We start from the raw sequence: 17,130 nt of genomic DNA, 5'->3' as shown, positions 1-17,130 counted from the left end.
AGCACACCCGCAGCGAGCTGAGACGCCCCACCAAGATGGCAACTTAGCTCGAAATTTGCATTCAAACATCGGCGCTTGCAGGAAGCGCTGCTGATATCTTAGCATCAACATATAGAACGCCAATCGTCAGTCTTTGGACCTATTGAGAGTCGTATTATGCAGCGACACATGCGGCCAAAGCTACGATCAGGCAATTTGTACGGGAATCGACGATCGTGCAGGCCATATTTTCGAGTGCACTAGTCTTGTTGCTGATGCTTGTCGGCTACCCGATTCTCGCCGAATCGACATCGGGCCCATGCGCTGCAACTGAAAAAAGAGTGTTTCGTGAAATTGCTCTGAATGACGATGCAAATGTGCTCGTCCGCATTGGTGCTGCCGCAATGTCTGTCAGCGGTTCGGGCGAAGGCGAAATTGCAGAAGAGGTAGTCAAGGTAAAATACCCGAACATTCCCCCATTTATTAGCTGCTCCAGTGTCTATTGGAGGATAGCATTTGGCTATGACGTCAGAAATCTCCTGCCTGACGATATCAACGGGATGCTATCGAGGGGAGAGAAGCCGCTCCAAAGGTCTATAGGCGATGGAGCCAATGAAAGTGGGGCGCTTACCAGTGCGCCTGATAATAAGGGCCTCGACGAGGAAGAGGATACCGTTACTGATCAAATGGACCCTGACATTTTCACGCCAGATACGCAGGCCGCCTCTACAGGCAATGAAGCTGAAAATCAGCTTCCTTTGCGTGACCAAGGAGAAGATGTTGTAAGACATTTCTACCTAGCCCTTGAAAGGGCTGACGGGTTTTCTGCATCGCAAATCATTATTCCTGAGAAGCGAAACAGGCCTGCGTTTCGGCCTGACGCGCTGAGCGATTTTTATGGCGCCCTGAGCGAACCGCTCAAGCTTGTTTCAATATCGCAGCAGCCAGAGGGTGGATATTATGTGCGCTATCGTTACCGTGCCGGATCCAAGGCATGCAACGGAGATGCAATTGTCCAGACAGAAGCCCGTGAAAACGGCGTTTTCATTAGTTCAATTTCTCCCGTGAGCGGATGCTAATAGTATTTATTCGGACCCACGGTTCTGATTATTTTGCTTGAGTGCTAATTCATTACAACGAGGGGGGCGCGTCATGAGAAAATTGGTTCCTTTATTAGTTGTTGCCGTTTCCTTGACATCTCCGATGGGTGCAATTGCGCAGACAGGTGGAGCCAGCCAGAAAGCGTCGAAGATGTTCGATGACTGTATGGAGTCAGTTAATTTCGGGGCAGGCAAGGACATTCAATGGGCAGCTTGCTACGCCGACGAACTCGCTAGGCAAGATAAGACTCTCAATCGCGTATATGGCATCCTCCGCTCAAGGAGTGATCAGGCCGCGCGAGCAAGGCTAGTTGTTGGGCAACGCAGTTGGCTAACGTTCAGGGAGAACTGGTGTCGGTTTGAAGAAGTCAGCGATTCAGCTCCTGGCGGCGAGGTGAATTATCAAGCCTGCATGTTAGAAATGACGCTCGAGCAGATAAATAGGCTAAAGGCATCTACAAGCGAATAATTGAAAACTGCCGCTACTCGCCGGTTCTATCCGTAGCTGTTTCTACCGCGTCTTGGAACTGCCCGTTAGAAGCTTTATCGCGCCAACCTTTGGGATAAGATGCACAGCATGAATAAGGACTTCACCTTCATCCATGCAGCCGACATCCACCTCGACAGCCCGCTGAATGGATTGGCGCAGAAGGACGCGGCCTTCTCCCAGCTCGTGCGCGGGGCCACGCGCCGCGCCTTCAGCAATGTGGTGGACCTCGCAATCGAGGAAGGCGCGGCCTTCGTGGTGATTGCAGGTGACCTCTATGATGGCTCCTGGAAGGATCAATCCACCGGCCAGTTTGCTCTCTCTCAACTGGCGCGGCTGACCCGAGCGGGCATCAGAGCCGTGATCGCGTTCGGCAACCATGACGCTGAAAGCCGGATCAGCAAGCATTTCACGCCGACTGAGGGGATCTACAAACTGAACAACGCCAAGTGCGAAACGGTCAAGTTCGATGATCTAGGCGTGGCGGTTCACGGCCGGAGCTACAAAGAGGCGCATACGTTCGAGAACATCGCTTCAACCTACAAGCCGCCTGAGAAGGGCCTCTTCAACTTGGCCATCCTCCACACAGCGCTCGAAGGGCACCCCAGCCATGCCTCTTATGCCCCCTGCACGGTCGGCGAACTGCAGGCGGCGGGCCATGATTATTGGGCGCTGGGACATGTCCACGAGCACGCCATTCGTTCGCAGCAACCGTGGATTGTGTATCCAGGCAACACCCAGGGCCGCAATGTCCGGGAGACCGGTGCCAAGGGTGCCGTGGTGGTGAAGGTTGAAGAGGGCGAGGTCAGGAGCGTTGAACATCGGGCCTGCGATGAAGTCCGGTGGGCTCACGCGGCTGTTGACGCCATGGGTGCCCGTAACACCGCAGACGTCTTGGCCGAGATCCAGAGCAAGTTGAGAGAGGCGCTCACCAACGTCGGTGACCGGCCAACGGCGGCGCGGTTGACCATTACGGCCAACGGGCCCCTTGCCCGCCAGCTGGCGAGCGATCCGGGATGGTTCGACGCTGAGGTGCGCAGCCACAGTCAGGCCGTGGCGGACAATATCTGGGTTGAGCGGATTCGGGTTGAGGATAGCGGGGACGAGGCAGGGCCAAGCGGCCTGCCTGCCGAGATTGCCGAGCTGCTTGCCGGTGCGGGAGATGATCCGGATTGCCTGGCGGCCATCGCAGATGCGGTGGCGCCGCTCATGTCCAAGCTGCCTGCCGACATCCTCAGCCTCGAGGGTGACGCATCACCTCTGCTCTCAGCAGCGAAGAGCAAGGACCATGAGGCGCTGTTGCAGGCGGCACTGGCGGCGGTGGAAACTCGAATCGTTGGGGGGAAGGACTGATGCGCTTCTCCCGACTGGAACTGATCCGCTACGGTGGCTTTGCGGATCGGTACCTCGATTTCGGAGCCGGTAAGCCGGACCTCCACCTGGTGGTTGGCCCGAATGAAGCGGGCAAGTCGACCCTGCTGGCGGCGATCAGCGACCTGTTCTTTGGCATCGCCGGCCAGACGCCCCATGCCTGGCGATATGACTACAGCCAGTTGCGGCTACGGGCGGTGCTTGAGCGAGATGGCACCAGGCTCGATGTGATAAGGCGCAAGGGCAACAAGGACACCCTCCTGCGTCCTGACGGCACGCCGTTTGCACAGGATCCATTGCTCCCATTGCTTGCCGGCATTGACCGCAGCGTCTTCGAGCGAATGTTCGGCCTCGATCATGCGCAGCTGCGTGCGGGGGGTGAAGCCATCCTGCAAGGCAAGGACGATGCAGCACGGATCGTGCTGGAGGCCGGGACAGGCCTTTCCAACATCGGCAGTCAACTTACTTCACTCGAAGAGCTGGCAAGTTCGCTGTTCAAGCCAGCCGGTCAGAACCCGGTGATCAACAAACTGATGCGTGAGCGCAGCGATGCCGCAAGCGAGGTCAAACAGAGTGCACTCAGCGACAGTGAGCTGGCAGAGTTGAAGGCGGCACGCAGCAAGGCTGTCGACCGGCGCGAGGCGTTGATTGAGGAAGCGAAGGAGCTCGATACGGAACAGGCGAAGCTCCAGCGGATTGGCAGGGCGCGCCGCCCGCTCAGCACCCTGGAAGCGGCTCAGCTGTCCCTGGCCCAAATGGGAGACGTCCCTGCCCTACCCGAAAATGCGGGCCGTACCTTGCAGGCCGCACGGGCGGAACGGAACACCGCGACAGAACTCAAAGTGAAGGCTGAGACTGCTCGCGACAAAGCGCAGGACGCGATCGATGCGATTCAGCTGCCCAAGGAGCTGCTGGCGGCGAGAGCGCGGATTGAGGATCTGAGCGAGCGGCGCCCTGTTTACGAGAAGACCATGGAGGATCTTCAACGACGCAAGGCGGAGTTGAAGTCCTGCGATGAACGCATCGCCGCTGCACGGGTAGACGCCATGCTGCCAAAAGACGCGCCGTTGCCGTCGCCCGGCTGGCGCCGCCGGGTGATGGATCACTTGGGCGCGGAGCGAGATGCAAAGCAAGACCGGCTTCGCTACGAACGCGATTTGGCCAGCCTGACAGCGGACCAGAATGAGGTTCAAGCGCAGCTGGACAGTTTACCTGCCGTCATGGGCCTCGAAGCGCTTGAGCTGGCTGTGCGCTCTTACCCCTCAGACGGCGCCAAGCATCTGCAGCTGCAACAAGCCGATGCTGCGGAGAAGGCAACAAAGGCAAGGGCACAGCTGAGCAAGCTTCAGCCCTGGCAAGGGGACGCAGAAGCGCTCGCAGCCATGATCTTGCCAGCGCAAGGCGAGCTCAACCGTGTCCGCAAGGTTCTGGCCGACGCCCAGGCCGGCATTGCGGCAGAAGAGAAAGAGATAAGAGCTCAACAACAAGCACTGGTTGACGCCGAGAGGCGTCTACAGACCCTCGAAGCTGGCGAAACCCTTCCAACCGCCGATGCGATTGCGGCGGCCCGTGGTGCGCGCGACGCAGCACTCCAGGATGTGCGCCACCGCCTGGGACGTGAACGCTCGAGCGATGACCCGGCGGCTGGCGATGCTCTCGCTGCAACCATCACCCAGAGCGATATGCTCGTCGACCGGCGGGCAGCGGAAGCAGCTCGTGTTGCAGACCATGCCACGATGACAGCTGCGATTAAGGCAGCCACGACGCTCAAGACGCAAGCTGAGGAACGGCTCGAGCAACATCGCCAGTCGCTCGAACGGGAGCAAGAAAGCTGGGCCAAGGCCCTCAAGAAACTCGGGTTCGCAGAGCCGATCCTGCCTGAAGACTTTGCGACCTGGCTGGCAAATCGCGAACTGGCATTGGCAGCCATCGATACGGCTGCGGTCGCCAAGCGCAGCCTGGAGAGATTGCAGCAGGAAATGACAACAGCGACCGCGGCCCTCGCTGCTGCCTTACGCGGCAGTGGCACAGAGGTGCTAGGTGAAGGGACGGCGTTGATTGCCGAAGCACAGCGCCGCCTGACATCACTCCAGGCGATCGACAGTCAACGCAAAGAGCTAACGACAAAGCTCAGCACCTACGCCGAACGCGCCAAAGCACTGACCCGCCAAAAGGGCGATCTCGAGAAGGCCGAGGCAGAGCGAAAAGCCACCGTCTCGTCGCTTCTGCAGGAAGGCGCATTATCTGAAACGGCTGGACTTCGCGGTTTGGAAGACGCCAGCGCTGCTCTTGAAGCTGTCTCTGCCGATATCATCAAGCGTGGGCAGCTGGCCCACCAAGTAGACAGCATGACCATATTGACCGACAGCTTTTGCGCGGATGTCGCGGCGCTGCTCATAAACCTTGGCAGAGAAGCCTCCGATCATCCAGCCGTTGCTGCCCGTCAGCTGGCAGACGACCTGACAAAGGCGATTGCGGCGGAGCAGTCGCTCGCCAAGCTTGAGGTCGATCTGAAGGGCCATGAGGATGACTTGGCGGATGCCAAACGCCGCCTGACAGTGGTGGCAAGTACCATCACCAACCTCATGAAATTGGCCGGGGTTCGGGACGAAGCCGCCCTGGATGACATGCTATTGGCACATGCTCAGCAGGCAGAGCTCAAGGCGCTTGAGGCAGCGGCCAAATCAGAGCTTGCCGAGCTCGCTCCTGGCGCTGACCTCGAGCAGCTGCGGGCCGAAGTTGCGGCCATGGGCGAGGATGATGCGGCCGCAAGGCTAAAGGCGATTGCCGAGCGTCGAACGGAGATCAATTCGGAGCGAGAGACGATCGGCCGCGAGTTGAACGATCTCGATCGCCAAATGGACGACGCGGCCATCACGAGCGCTGCAGCCGAAGCACAGCAAGCCGTCGCGGATGCGGGCGCAGCCCTGGCGGCGGAAGCAGAGAAGTTCATTCACGCTGCCAGCGCTGCGGCACTGCTGCGGTGGCTGATCAACAAGCACCGGGCGACCCGGCAAGCACCGTTGATTGCGCGTGCGGGTAATCTTTTTGCTCAGGTCACTCGTGGGGCTTTTGCGGGCCTGCGGATTGCTTACGACAGCAATGATCGCCCGACCATCGTTGGCGTCCGCGCTGATGGAGCTGAGGTCGATGCTCAGGGCATGAGCGAGGGCACCCGAGACCAGCTGTTCCTGTCGTTGCGCTTGGGTTCAATCGAGGAACGTGCCGGCACCGGGTCCCTGCCCCTGATCTGCGATGATCTCCTCATCACGGCTGACGATGAACGCGCGGGTGCAATGCTCCAGGCGTTGTCGACGGTGGCCCAAACCAGTCAGGTGATCGTCTTCAGCCACCATGATCACGTGATCGATCTGGCAAACCGGGCCGTCGGCAAGGATGGCTTCTGCTTGCACAGGATCGCCCCGGTGCTGCCTGCTGAAGCTGCGTAGCGGAGCAGCGAGCAATCACGAAGCTTCGGAAGATCCCGGCTTTGGTCCTGGCACGATGGAACGGCGCTTACGCCGCGGCCAGCGCCCGCCGGTTTCCTGGATCTTGTTCATGTCGAGGAATTCGAGGTGGCGCCCCGCTTGGTCGCTGTCGCAGATGCGCCCCGCCTGGCGGGCCAAGTCGGCATGCACCGAGATTGGCTTGTCGGACTTGAACCAAAGGTCGCGCTCGACCGGCAGCCCGAACCGGCCCCGCATGGACAACAGCTCGCTGAGCCTGACACTCCCCAATTCGGGGCAGCCAAGTCCAAGGTCACACAGGCCAAACGCGATATCCTCGTCATCGGGGTCGACTTCGGTGAGCAGCCAGGTCGCGCCCGCGTCAGGCGTGAAGAGCTTCACAACTGGCGCGGGGTCGAGGTCGTCGCCCGCAACGGAACGTTTGCCGTTGGCAAGGAGCAGGTTCCACTGCTCCTCGGTCAGGAAGTGCGGCCGTGCCATCACGCGGCCCTCGCAACGAGCTGGAGCGGAGCCGCCGTTCGCACGGATTTGAGCTGCCACTGCTGCCCTTTGGCGCGCAGGGCGGCTTCAACGGCGTCCCGGACGCGGGCCCAGTCACAGTAACGTTCATAGAGCGCCAGGGCATAGTCGCCATCACCGGCCCAGCCGATGGCCTCGATGAACTGCTCGAGGGTGATGTTCACGAAAGCCACCTGCCCCGGCACCGGCTTGACCAGATGGGCCGCGTAAAGCTTGGCTGCGTTCTGAACCGGCAGGTTGTCACGCGGGGCAACCAACACGAATGTCGACTCCGCCCAATCCCCACGCATCAGAGCCGCTTGCGCCAGCAGATGTTCGCGGAACAGCTGCTGGAGAGGGTTGACGCGTAGCACGACTGACGTCGGGACCTTGAACAGACCGGATGCGTCGGCGAGATCGTCATAACGGGAATGGCGCTCTGCCGAGCCGCTGTCGCCCATGGCTTCAGAGTATTTCACCTCGAAGCCGATGAAGCCGTTTCGGCCGTCCGAGCGTTCGTAGATTATCGCAACGTCGAAGGCGCTGCGGTCCCCGGTCAGGTCAACGTCCAACCTGCCCGGCGAGTGTTCGAACCAGACGGCCGAAACGCACTTGAGATCGAGGTCGGGCATCAGGCTGCGAATGACCTTGGTGGCCCGGTCAAGGTTGAACCGCAGGGGCGAGAACAGATTGAAGGCGAGCGGCATCGAGGACAGCAGGTTCCCGTACAACCGCTCCTGGGCAATGAGTGCTCCGGGTTCCTGGTAGGCCACCTCATGGCGCACAAGATGTGCGACGGCGGGCGTCAGGAAGTTCCGGCCCGCCCGTGCAGCCGTGGCCCCAAGCAGGGACCCGATCCGCCGGGAGGCTGCCTTGGGGCGCTCGAAGACCCCCATGGGCAAGCCCTGGCTCTCGCGCCACAGGGCCTGAAGAAGCCGGGCGCAGGCGCGGAAGCGCGTGTCGAACGTCTCGAGCACACGGTGCTTCTTCAGCAGATCCTGGGGAATGAGGGGCAGCGGGCTGATCGGGTCTTTGGGCTGTTTGTTGAGCATGAGGTCTCCAAGCCTTGCAGTGACGAGAGGCCAGGAGAATTCACGGAATGCGCAAGGATGATGCCCGAACTATGAGCCCGCACATTGGGCCGTTCAGACGCGGCTGGATCGGCACCGCTCGGCTTGAATTGGCACGCTGTTGACAGCCACGGCATAATGCCCTGGCATTGCAGCATGAAAGCAATCTTCGATATCAGCGGCCGCTCCGCCTATGATGATGAAATCGGACTGCGCTACCATTTTCCAAGCCAGTATATCGCCAGCGTGCAGCGCAGTGTCGGTGACTGGGTGATCTACCGAGAAACCCGCGCTGATGGCGGCCGGATGGCCTATATCGGCGCTGCGCGGGTAGACAGGGTCGATCCTGATCCGGCGGTACGCGGTCACTTTTATGCCCGGATGACCGACTTCCTCGAGTTTGATCGGCCAGTCCCCTACAGAGATAACAACGGGCGGTTTGCGGAACGGTTCTTGCGCGAGCTGGCAAACCCAGGCTTTGCGGGCCGTGCTCTGCGCGGACTGTCGGTCAGGGCGGTGGACGGGGAAGATTTTGCAGCGATCGTGGCGGCTGGTCTGGATGAAACACTCGCTCCCGAAAACGCCATTCGGCTGGAGCTGGAAGTGCAGCGCCTTGACCCAGCAACGGCGGCCTTGCTGGCTGAGCCCCTGACAGAACGGCGGATTGAGCAGATGCTGGTAAACAGGAAGATCAGGGATGCGGCCTTCCGGGGGCATGTCCTTGATGCGTATGACAAGACTTGCGCGGTCACCGGACTGCGCATCGTCAATGGTGGCGGCAAGGCCGAAGCACAGGCCGCTCATATCTGGCCGGTGTCAGATGGCGGACCCGACGTGGTGCAGAATGGGATCGCATTGTCAGCGACAGCACACTGGCTGTTCGATCGCCACCTGATCAGCCTGAGTGAAGACCTTGGCCTTCTGGTCTCGCACAACAAGGTGCCAGGGGAGCTCAGGAAGCTATTTCCTGCCGCTGGTGAGAGGATACGGCTACCAAACGACCGGCGCCTGCACCCACGGCCGGAATATGTGGCTCGGCATCGGGAAAGGTTCGGCGCTGGACCGCTTGCAGGCTAACTAGAACAATCGGCCCACGTCCCAACCTGCCAAGCCTCATTGGTGCCGAAGCTCAGGAACTGAATGTCGGGGTTCATTGCATTGCTGCGCATGATCTCCCACCCCGTCACGGTCCAGCGGGAGCGGCCACCCGGCAGACGGCTTCAGCCAGCTTCTCAAAGGTTACAGGTTCAGTCAGCGATTGCAGCCGCTTCAGTGTGAGACGCTTCGTGGCAGGCAGGCGATCCGTCGCTACCACATAGAAATCCCATTGGGCGGGGTCGCGATGGTCGGCGGTCTCTTCAGCAACGGGGTGATGTGCAAAGACATAAAGGTGCGCAGCACGTCCTGCCTCTGGCACCCAGGTTGTCTCTTCATACCGACCTGTACGGATCGCGATGTCGAACGAGCACGCCGTGGTTGCCTTACCGACGGCCCAGCTCTGCCGCGCGGCTGACTGTTTGACCTCCAGCCTGAGCCCGTTTTGGTTGACGAAGTCCCAACTTGCATAATCGCCGCCGCACCAGGTCCATTCCGGCTCCAAAGCCAATGCAACAATGGCCTCCGCAACCAAGCCGCGCAGCACATTGGTGACGAGCGGTTGACCGAAAGCAGACGCAGAAGCCTTGCGTTGGACATCCGCGATGGAGGGGATCTCGGGCATCGTTCGCAAACCTGCCTTAGGGGTCGTCAAAATCACTTAACCCTTCAACGACAGCTGGACACTACTCCCGCCTTGCTTTTCTGCTTTCAGCAGGTCGATCAGAGAACGCAAACCGCGCTGAGGCATGGCCCCTCGGGCGCCGTCTTGATAGATGGTTCCCTTGTCGGGGAAGTAGCTCAAGTCGGCAGCCACCTTGAGCTGATACGGGCTGCCGAGAGGGCGTCGCACGTCGACCCCTTGCCTCTCCAGCTCCTTGATGGCTTCGAGCATTGCAGCACTGTCACCCGGCCTGGGCTCAGCTGTTGGTAGCTTATCAAATTTCATTTTCCGCCTCTTACAAATCTCCCCAAAGGGGGAAGAGACAGTAAGTATTTTATTTAGATGGAAGGATAGTTAGGCAGTTTTCAGCAAGACTGTAGTTCAGACAGTGGATGCAGTAGCAATTTTAAATTTAATGGATCGAGACTCTGCTGTCAAGTCAATTTTGACGCAACCCCCAGAGCGATTCAGACCTTCAGAGTAATTCGCTCACGCAGTCCAGTACTCGAACTTAGTCTTGGATCAATTTTATCGATCGCTTCCTGTAGATCAATCACTTCATAGCCCTTGCTATAGCGCGCCGTCTCGCCAGGAGTGCTGTGACCGGTGAGTGCGTCGATTAATGCCACCGGCACCTTTGCCCGCTGCAGAAAGGTCGTTGCACTGTGTCGCAACGAGTGGAAGTCCAGCTTGGGTTCGTAGAGACCAACTTCACGGCGATAGCGGGTGAACCACTTGGTGAAATTGTGCCCGAGGCGATTGTCCGCGCCGCCAGGCGTCAGTCGGTCAAAGACCATGTCATGGCCTGCCTTGCGTTGGTCTTCCACGTAGCCAAGAAGGCCCAGCCGGATGAGCTCCTTGTGGACCGGGACAATCCTGACCGCGTTTTGGTTCTTCAGCTGGCGGGGCGGCGCCGCATTGATGTCGAACACCCACACGCCGTCGATCTGGCGGATGTCGGTGAGATGCAGCTGGCAGATCTCCTCCTGGCGCATGCCGGAATAGAGCGCGATCAGGGGCAGCCAATACTTCTCGTCACGGATAATGTGCTTGCCTGGCTTGGAGCGCCTCGCAGCGGACTGGCAGCCCTGCCAGACTGGCGTATCGAACAGGCGATCGAGATCCTCGGTCGTCCACATAGACCGTTGGTCCTGGGCCCGCTTCTGTGCCGGGAGCTTGAACCCTCTGAAGATATTGGCTGAGAGCTCGCCGCTCTCGATCCCACTGTCCCAGAGGGCGGACATTGCCGTGAGATGACGTTTGACCGTGCGTGGGCTGATTCTCGGCAAGTCCTGGGATCGGGTGGCGTTGGCAATCTCTTCTGCGGTCATGCCGCGATACTGGACGGCCTTGCTGTAGTTGTCGGGCAGCTCGAGGAGGACCGACTTGAAGCGTGTCGCGTCCTGCTTGGTGTAGGCCGACAACGGCTTGTCCCCGCACATCTCGGCAAAGAGCTGATAGGTCTTGCGGGCCTGAAGTGCTGTCTGCTGTTCCCACACCTTCAGGCGCGCTTGGGTTTGGCGGAACTCCTCCGCCACGGCTGAGAACATTGGAGTGTCTGGTTGAGGCGGCTTTGGTTCAGCAGCTTGCTTGATGCCGGGCTGCGGGTGCGGCGCCGCCGCGGCATTCTCGATCGCCGTCTTCAGAAGCTTGTCGCGCGGTTCGAAATTGAAGTCCCCTTCGAACCGGGCACGAACTGCCTCGGCGAGGTCAATGCCGGCCCGCAGCAGGGCCTGCCGGACCAGCCGCTCATCTTTTCGGTCAAGCTTGCCCGACAGCCCGTGCTTCTGGATCATCCACTGGCCGATCTCGTCAACGGCCCCGAAATTGCTTCTGGCGAGGTCCTTGCGCGTACTCTCCGCCAGTTCTGAGTACCTGGCAACGAGCGCCAGCCGCATGCTCTCGTCCAGCGGACCAGCGCTGGCCAGCCGCCATTGGTTGTCCTGATCGAGGACGCGTGCGTAGAATTCTTGCACGATCCGCGCGAGGTCGGCTTCGCTCAGCATGGGTGACGACCTTGCAATCTCAAACAGTTCCTCCGAACGCAGATAGAGGGATCGGGACAGGCCACGGGCGGCCCCGATGTCCGACGTCCTGAGACTACAGCACAGCTCGGCGCGGTTGAGTAGGGTTCTCAGGTCACGCGGAATCGAGCGCCTGAAGTAGAAAACGCCGCCCCGCCGGATGGTGTTTGGAACCGCCCGCATGCCTGAGATTTGCGCCCTTCTGTTACAGTCCACTGTAACAGAGTCCCAGCCAAGCCCCGGAAATGGGAACGAACTTCCTTGCTTATCAATATCTTGGAAGGGAGGTTGGCTGGGGCGCCAGGATTCGAACCTGGGAATGGCGGTACCAAAAACCGCTGCCTTACCGCTTGGCGACGCCCCAGCAGCCGGAGCCGCCGGTTAGGCAATCGGGCCGGCTTTGCCAAGCGCAAATCGCCGGATTTGACAGGGCGTGGCCCCCGCGCCAGCCTGTGGCCCATGAACAGCGCCATTCGCCTCTCGGAAAAATGGTTCAACCGGGCGCTGTGGCTGATCGCGCTGGCCTTTGCCTTCTTCCTGATCGGGCTGGGCAACGCCGTGGTGGGCGATCTACCGCAGGTGGAAGCCGAGCTGTCGCTCGACCAGTTCATGGACCCGGCGTCCAAGCCGCTGGAGGTCGAGCGCGCCGCCGCGGCCCAGGCGCTGCAGACCGCCCAGGCCGCGCTGGACCAGGCCGAGCTGCGACGGCAGGGCACGGCGCGCGATTATGCCGCCGCCCGCGAGACGTTCGACAACTGGGTGGCCACCCGCACCGCCACCGGCCGGCCCGAGCAGGATGAAGAGCTAAAGAACCGCACGGCCCAGCTCGACGAGTTGAAGGCCGCCGAGACCGCCGCCACCCGCGTCGTGGATGCGCAGCGCCAGGCGGTGCTGGATGCGCAGCAGGCCGAGACCCGGCTGGCGCGCGCGCTCGATCCCTATCGCGAGGCCGCGCAGGAGCGGCTGGAGGGAGCCCTGCAGGCCTCCGAACTCAGGGTGTTCCTGTATCGCCTCGCCGTCACCCTGCCGCTGCTGGTGATCGCCGGCTTCCTGTTCAAGCGGCAGCGCAAGAGCCGCTGGTGGCCGTTCGTGTGGGGCTTCATCCTGTTCGCGCTGTTCGCCTTCTTCGTCGAGCTGGTGCCCTATCTGCCCAGCTATGGCGGCTATGTGCGCTATGGAGTCGGGGTCATCATCACGCTGCTGGTCGGGCGCTGGGCGATCCTGGGCCTGCAGGATTATCTCGCCCGGCAGCGCGCCATCGAGGCCCAGCCCGATCTCGTGCGCCGCGAGGTGCTGGCCTATGATCAGGCTCTCGCCCGGCTGGCAAAGGGCGTCTGCCCCGGCTGCGAGCGGCCCGTGGACCTCAAGAACCCCGACATTGATTTCTGCCCGCACTGCGGGATCGGCCTCTATGAAGCCTGCACGGCGTGCAATGCGCGCAAGGGCAGCTTCGCGCCCTTCTGCCACAAGTGCGGAGCGAAAGCCGCCTAGGCGCGCGCCAGCAGGCGCCGGGCCTGCTCGACGTGCAGCACCTCCACCATCTCGCCGTCCAGCGTCGCCACGCCGCGCCCTTCGGCCAGCGCCGCCTCATAGGCCGCGATCATCGCATGGGCGCGCGCCACTTCGTCGGCTGTGGGCGAGAATGCCTCATTGCAGGGTTCGACCTGCGAGGGGTGAATGAGCGTCTTGCCGTCAAAGCCCAGCAGCCTGGCCTGCGCGGCCTCGGCGCGAAAGCCGTCCACATCGCGAAAGGCGGTGAACACGCCGTCGAAACAGGCGATTCCCCTTGCCCGTGCCGCCAGCACGATGGCTGACAGGCTGTAAAGCAACGGGATGCGGGCCGGGTCGCTGCCGCAGCGCAGCGCCTTGGCCAGATCGGCCATCCCGGCGACCAGCCCGGCGATCCCCGGCACGGCGGCAATGGCCGCGGCATTCAGCACCGCGGCCGGCGTTTCGATCATCGCCAGCACCGGCCGGCCGCCAGCGCGCGCCACCAGCCCGGCGGCTTCGGCTGCGGTATCGACCTTGGGCACCACGACCCCGGCAAAGCCATCGACATGCGCTGCGGCCATGTCGTCGGCGTGCCAAGGCGTGCCGATGCCGTTGACGCGCAGGAACAGCAGCCGTTGCCCCCAGCCACCCTCCAGCGCGGCGGCCACGGCAGCGGCGCGGGCCTCCGCCTTGGCATCCGGCTGCACCGCATCTTCCAGATCTAGAATGACGGCATCTGCCGGCAGCGTGCGCGCCTTGGCGATGGCACTGGCACGGTTCGCCGGCAGATACAGCACCGAACGCAGGGAGGAGAGATCGACCATGGCAGAAAGCCTGCCAAGCGATCAGGTGGCCCGCAACCGCCCTATTCGTCAGCCCAGCCGGTGAGCTTGCCGCGCATCCGGGTGAGCGCAGCCTTCTTGATCTGGCAGATGCGCGCCGGGCCAACGCCGAGCACCTGGCCGATTTCCTCGAGGTTCAGCTCCTCGACGAAATAGAGCTGCAGCACCTGCGCTTCGCGTTCGGGCAGTTCGGCGATGGCGGCCGCGATGGCGCGGCGGCGGTGATCGGCCTCCAGATGGTCGTGCGCGTCGGGATCGTCGCTGGCGAACCAGTCGCTGTGATCGGAATAGACATCGTCGAGCCGGTCGGTCTGCACCGCCTGGGTCTGGGCGATGGCGGCGCGGTACTCGGCCAGCGGCAGGTCGAGCGCTGCGGCCATCTCGGCCTCGCTGGCCTGCCGGCCGAGCTGGTTTTCCAGCCGGGCGCGCACCTGGCCCCATTCGCGCTTCCGCCGCATCGCCGAGCGCACCATCGTGGCGCCCTTGCGCAGCTGGTCGATCATCGCGCCGCGCACCCGCACGGATGCATAGGTGGCAAAGGCGGCATGGCCGCGATCTTCAAAACCGCGCGCTGCCTCGATGAGGGCGATCATGCCAATCTGCACCAGGTCCTCGATGTCGATGGCGGCAGAGACGCGGGCATGGACATGCCAGGCGATGCGCCGCACCAGCGCGGTGTGGCTGGAGATCAGCCGTTCGGGATCGACCTGGGCCAGCCGGGCCGGGGCATAGAGGGCCGGATCAAGGCCAAGACGGGCGTCCATCAGGCAGCTCCTTCATTGTTGGCGGGGGCGCCAATGACGGCCAGCACCTCCACGTCGCGGGTTTCGGGAATGTCGGAAAAGGCCAGCACCGGAACGCCGGACAGGCGCGCGTGCAGCAGCTGCCACAGCGCCCGGCGCACCGGCGGCACGGTGACGATGGCGAACTTGCGCGGGCCAGCCAGCAGGCCCGTCGTGGCCGCTGCCACCGCCTCGGCGACGCGGGTGACCAGCGCCGGATCGAAGGGATGCGCCGCCCCCGGATTGGCGCGCACCGCCTGCACGAGGAGATGTTCGAGCCCCGGATCGATAGCGACGGCCGCCAATGGCCCCTTCACCCCGGCCAGCGCCTGCACGAGGGCGCCGCCCAGCGCCGGGCGGATCAGCTCGCCGAGTTCGACCGGGTCCTGGCTCTTGGGCGCCACCGCCACCAGCGCGCCGGCGATTGAGCGCATGTCGCGGATCGAAATCCCCTCCTCCAGCAGCCGGGCCAGCACCTGCGTGACCACCGAGGCCGGCAGCAGCTTGGGCGTCAGCGCGGCGGCCAGCGCCGGGGCGGCATCGGCCAGCGTGTCGAGCAGGGCCTGCACCTCGTCCTGCCCCAGTAGGCGGTGGGCGTGGGCCTGCAGCAGTTCATTGAGGTGCGTGCCGATCACCGCTGCAGGATCGACCACCGTGTAACCGGCGGCTTCGGCCAGATCGGCGTCGGCAGGATCGATCCAGCGCGCTGGCAGGCCGAAGGCCGGATCATGGGCGTCGCGGCCCGGCACCGTGGTGGCCAGCGGGCCGGCGGCGATCGCCAGCAGATCGTCGGGGAACACCTCGTCCTCCCCCACCACCACGCCGGCCAGCGTGATGCGATACTGGAAGGGCGACAGCGCCAGATCATCGCGCACGCGCACCTGCGGCAGCACAAAGCCCAGGTTCTTCGAAAGCTGGCGACGCACCGCGGTGATGCGCGCCATCAGCGGGGCGCCGCGCACATCTTCCACCAGCGGCACCAGCCCGAAGCCGATCTCCAGCGCGGCCGGCGCGGTGTCGGCCACATCGGCCCAATCGATGCGGCCGCTGTCGTTTGCCGGGGCAGAGTCCGCTTCGGCCGTGGTTGTCGTTTCCGCCGGGCGGCGCCGCGCCAGCCACAGCGCCAGCCCCACGGCAGGCGCCACCACCAGCAATGGCATGCCGGGCAAAAGGCCGATCAGCGCCAGGATCAGGCCCACCGGCAGCCACGGCGCGGCGCGGCCGATCTGGCTGCCGACCTGGCCGGCGAGATCCTCGCTCTTGCCCACCCGCGTCACCACCATGGCAGCGGCGATCGACAGCAGCAGCGCCGGCACCTGTGCGACCAGGCCATCGCCCACCGCCAGCAGCAGATAGGTGCGCGCCGCATCGCCAATGGCCATGTCGTGCGACACGGTGCCTAGGATCAGCCCACCGATGATGTTGATGGCGAGGATCAGCACCCCGGCGATGGCATCGCCCTTCACGAACTTGGAGGCACCGTCCATGGCGCCGTGGAAATCGGCCTCGGTGGTGACTTCGAGCCGGCGGGCGCGGGCTTCGTCGGCGGTGATCTGGCCGGCGTTCAGATCGGCATCGATGGCCATCTGCTTGCCGGGCAGCGCATCCAGCGTGAAGCGCGCCGCCACTTCCGATACGCGGCCCGCCCCCTTGGTGATGACCACCAAATTGATGATCATCAGCACCGCAAAGACGAAGATGCCGACGATGAAATCACCGCCGACAAGGAAGCTGCCGAACGCCTCGATCACATGGCCGGCCGCTGCCGTGCCTTCATGGCCATGCACCAGCACGACGCGCGTGGAGGCGACATTGAGCGCCAGCCGCAGCAGCGTCGCATAGAGAAGAACGGTCGGAAACGCCGAGAAATCGAGCGGCTGGCGGATATTGACCGCCACCATCAGCACGGTCAGCGCAACAGCAATGCTGGCGATGAAGAAGATGTCGAGCAGCACCGCCGGCAGCGGCACCACCATCAGGCCGAGCAGCACCAGCACCGCCAGCGGCACCAGCGTGGCGCGCCCCGACAGGCCGCCAGGCAGACGGGCAACCAGCGCGCTCATTGCATGGCTGCCAGCATCAGATAGGCCATGCGGGCGCGCGCCGCCGCCAGGTCAGGCTGCGGCTGAGCGGGCGGCAGCGGATTGCCGGTCTGCGGCAGCAGCGTGCCGGGCGAAGTGCCGGCCCCGTGGCGGTGGATGCGGCCCGCCACCAGATCATGCACCTCGGCCAGGCTGCGCGGCCGGCCATCGGCGGCAAA

General features: G+C 62.8%; 15 protein-coding genes, 1 tRNA gene and 1 pseudogene. 6 read left to right on the top strand and 11 right to left on the bottom strand.

Features of this window, described 5'->3' with window-relative positions:
* The first annotated feature begins 248 nt into the window (after positions 1-248).
* The 4 genes from GJV64_RS00080 (at position 249) to GJV64_RS00065 (ending at position 6,386) form a co-directional block, all read left to right on the top strand.
* Positions 249-1,058, top strand: a complete 810-nt coding sequence (locus tag GJV64_RS00080) for a hypothetical protein (protein WP_164155261.1) — start codon at positions 249-251, stop codon at positions 1,056-1,058.
* Between the two features lie 73 nt (positions 1,059-1,131).
* Entirely contained in the window at positions 1,132-1,548 is a 417-nt protein-coding gene (locus GJV64_RS00075; protein ID WP_164155260.1) for a lysozyme inhibitor LprI family protein, read from the top strand.
* Between the two features lie 108 nt (positions 1,549-1,656).
* Positions 1,657-2,919: a metallophosphoesterase family protein gene (locus GJV64_RS00070; protein WP_164155259.1), complete on the top strand. Its 1,263-nt coding sequence runs from the start codon at positions 1,657-1,659 to the stop codon at positions 2,917-2,919.
* Positions 2,919-6,386, top strand: a complete 3,468-nt coding sequence (locus GJV64_RS00065) for an ATP-binding protein (protein WP_164155258.1) — start codon at positions 2,919-2,921, stop codon at positions 6,384-6,386. The genes GJV64_RS00070 and GJV64_RS00065 overlap by 1 nt, the downstream gene beginning before the upstream one ends.
* Before the next feature lie 15 nt (positions 6,387-6,401).
* On the opposite strand, the gene GJV64_RS00060 is transcribed toward GJV64_RS00065, so the two are convergent.
* Positions 6,402-6,884 carry a DUF2958 domain-containing protein gene (locus GJV64_RS00060; RefSeq protein WP_164155257.1) on the bottom strand — a complete coding sequence of 161 codons (483 nt, stop codon included), beginning with the start codon at positions 6,882-6,884 and terminating at the stop codon, positions 6,402-6,404.
* Positions 6,884-7,954, bottom strand: a complete 1,071-nt coding sequence (locus GJV64_RS00055) for a PGN_0703 family putative restriction endonuclease (protein ID WP_164155256.1) — start codon at positions 7,952-7,954, stop codon at positions 6,884-6,886. Before GJV64_RS00055 ends, GJV64_RS00060 begins: the two co-directional genes overlap by 1 nt.
* 174 nt (positions 7,955-8,128) lie before the next feature.
* On the opposite strand from GJV64_RS00055, the gene GJV64_RS00050 reads away from it, so the two are divergent.
* The gene (locus tag GJV64_RS00050) at positions 8,129-9,049 is read left to right on the top strand and encodes an HNH endonuclease (protein WP_164155255.1); all 921 of its coding nucleotides are present in this window, start codon (positions 8,129-8,131) and stop codon (positions 9,047-9,049) included.
* Between the two features lie 106 nt (positions 9,050-9,155).
* On the opposite strand, the gene GJV64_RS00045 is transcribed toward GJV64_RS00050, so the two are convergent.
* The 5 genes and pseudogenes from GJV64_RS00045 to GJV64_RS00030 all read right to left on the bottom strand — a co-directional run bounded on the left by GJV64_RS00045 (position 9,156) and on the right by GJV64_RS00030 (position 12,119).
* A complete protein-coding gene (locus tag GJV64_RS00045) occupies positions 9,156-9,692 on the bottom strand; it encodes a hypothetical protein (RefSeq protein ID WP_164155254.1) in 537 nt (178 codons plus the stop codon).
* A gap of 36 nt (positions 9,693-9,728) precedes the next feature.
* Positions 9,729-10,016 carry a hypothetical protein gene (locus GJV64_RS00040; protein WP_164155253.1) on the bottom strand — a complete coding sequence of 96 codons (288 nt, stop codon included), beginning with the start codon at positions 10,014-10,016 and terminating at the stop codon, positions 9,729-9,731.
* A gap of 182 nt (positions 10,017-10,198) precedes the next feature.
* The gene (locus tag GJV64_RS00035) at positions 10,199-11,737 is read right to left on the bottom strand and encodes a site-specific integrase (protein WP_164155252.1); all 1,539 of its coding nucleotides are present in this window, start codon (positions 11,735-11,737) and stop codon (positions 10,199-10,201) included.
* A gap of 21 nt (positions 11,738-11,758) precedes the next feature.
* A pseudogene (locus GJV64_RS15740) lies at positions 11,759-11,938 on the bottom strand (DUF6538 domain-containing protein); the annotation flags it as partial.
* Positions 11,939-12,044: 106 nt separating this feature from the next.
* A tRNA-Gln gene (locus GJV64_RS00030) sits at positions 12,045-12,119 on the bottom strand.
* A 95-nt stretch (positions 12,120-12,214) separates the two neighbouring features.
* Here GJV64_RS00030 and GJV64_RS00025 point away from each other — a divergent pair.
* Positions 12,215-13,246 carry a zinc ribbon domain-containing protein gene (locus GJV64_RS00025; protein WP_164155251.1) on the top strand — a complete coding sequence of 344 codons (1,032 nt, stop codon included), beginning with the start codon at positions 12,215-12,217 and terminating at the stop codon, positions 13,244-13,246.
* Here the strand turns inward: GJV64_RS00025 and GJV64_RS00020 are convergent.
* The 4 genes from GJV64_RS00020 to GJV64_RS00005 all read right to left on the bottom strand — a co-directional run.
* Entirely contained in the window at positions 13,243-14,070 is an 828-nt protein-coding gene (locus GJV64_RS00020; protein WP_164155250.1) for an HpcH/HpaI aldolase/citrate lyase family protein, read from the bottom strand. The two genes, GJV64_RS00025 and GJV64_RS00020, sit on opposite strands and share 4 nt — an antisense overlap.
* Before the next feature lie 41 nt (positions 14,071-14,111).
* Positions 14,112-14,852 (bottom strand): RNA polymerase sigma factor FliA, encoded by a 741-nt coding sequence (gene fliA / locus GJV64_RS00015; protein ID WP_164155249.1) that lies wholly within the window; start codon positions 14,850-14,852, stop codon positions 14,112-14,114.
* The gene (gene flhA / locus GJV64_RS00010; RefSeq protein ID WP_164155248.1) at positions 14,852-16,933 is read right to left on the bottom strand and encodes a flagellar biosynthesis protein FlhA; all 2,082 of its coding nucleotides are present in this window, start codon (positions 16,931-16,933) and stop codon (positions 14,852-14,854) included. Before flhA ends, fliA begins: the two co-directional genes overlap by 1 nt.
* Positions 16,930-17,130: hypothetical protein (locus tag GJV64_RS00005; protein ID WP_408014958.1), on the bottom strand; the 201-nt coding region annotated here is incomplete at its 5' end. The genes flhA and GJV64_RS00005, both read right to left, overlap by 4 nt.

It is taken from the genome of Sandarakinorhabdus rubra (assembly GCF_010994245.1).
Taxonomy (GTDB): Bacteria; Pseudomonadota; Alphaproteobacteria; order Sphingomonadales; family Sphingomonadaceae; genus Sandarakinorhabdus; species Sandarakinorhabdus rubra.
The sequence above is the reverse complement of the archived record's forward strand: the minus strand, read 5'-3'. Positions and strand labels throughout refer to the sequence as shown.

What these genes read in the sequence shown, in the direction of transcription:
- GJV64_RS00075 (WP_164155260.1), top strand. Translation starts at nt 1,132, where the DNA reads ATGAGAAAATTGGTTCCTTTATTAGTTGTTGCCGTTTCCTTGACATCT.
- GJV64_RS00070 (WP_164155259.1), top strand. Translation starts at nt 1,657, where the DNA reads ATGAATAAGGACTTCACCTTCATCCATGCAGCCGACATCCACCTCGAC.
- GJV64_RS00065 (WP_164155258.1), top strand. Translation starts at nt 2,919, where the DNA reads ATGCGCTTCTCCCGACTGGAACTGATCCGCTACGGTGGCTTTGCGGAT.
- GJV64_RS00060 (WP_164155257.1), bottom strand. Translation starts at nt 6,884, where the DNA reads ATGGCACGGCCGCACTTCCTGACCGAGGAGCAGTGGAACCTGCTCCTT.
- GJV64_RS00055 (WP_164155256.1), bottom strand. Translation starts at nt 7,954, where the DNA reads ATGCTCAACAAACAGCCCAAAGACCCGATCAGCCCGCTGCCCCTCATT.
- GJV64_RS00050 (WP_164155255.1), top strand. Translation starts at nt 8,129, where the DNA reads ATGAAAGCAATCTTCGATATCAGCGGCCGCTCCGCCTATGATGATGAA.
- GJV64_RS00045 (WP_164155254.1), bottom strand. Translation starts at nt 9,692, where the DNA reads ATGCCCGAGATCCCCTCCATCGCGGATGTCCAACGCAAGGCTTCTGCG.
- GJV64_RS00040 (WP_164155253.1), bottom strand. Translation starts at nt 10,016, where the DNA reads ATGAAATTTGATAAGCTACCAACAGCTGAGCCCAGGCCGGGTGACAGT.
- GJV64_RS00035 (WP_164155252.1), bottom strand. Translation starts at nt 11,737, where the DNA reads ATGCTGAGCGAAGCCGACCTCGCGCGGATCGTGCAAGAATTCTACGCA.
- GJV64_RS00025 (WP_164155251.1), top strand. Translation starts at nt 12,215, where the DNA reads ATGAACAGCGCCATTCGCCTCTCGGAAAAATGGTTCAACCGGGCGCTG.
- GJV64_RS00020 (WP_164155250.1), bottom strand. Translation starts at nt 14,070, where the DNA reads ATGGTCGATCTCTCCTCCCTGCGTTCGGTGCTGTATCTGCCGGCGAAC.
- fliA (WP_164155249.1), bottom strand. Translation starts at nt 14,852, where the DNA reads ATGGACGCCCGTCTTGGCCTTGATCCGGCCCTCTATGCCCCGGCCCGG.
- flhA (WP_164155248.1), bottom strand. Translation starts at nt 16,933, where the DNA reads ATGAGCGCGCTGGTTGCCCGTCTGCCTGGCGGCCTGTCGGGGCGCGCC.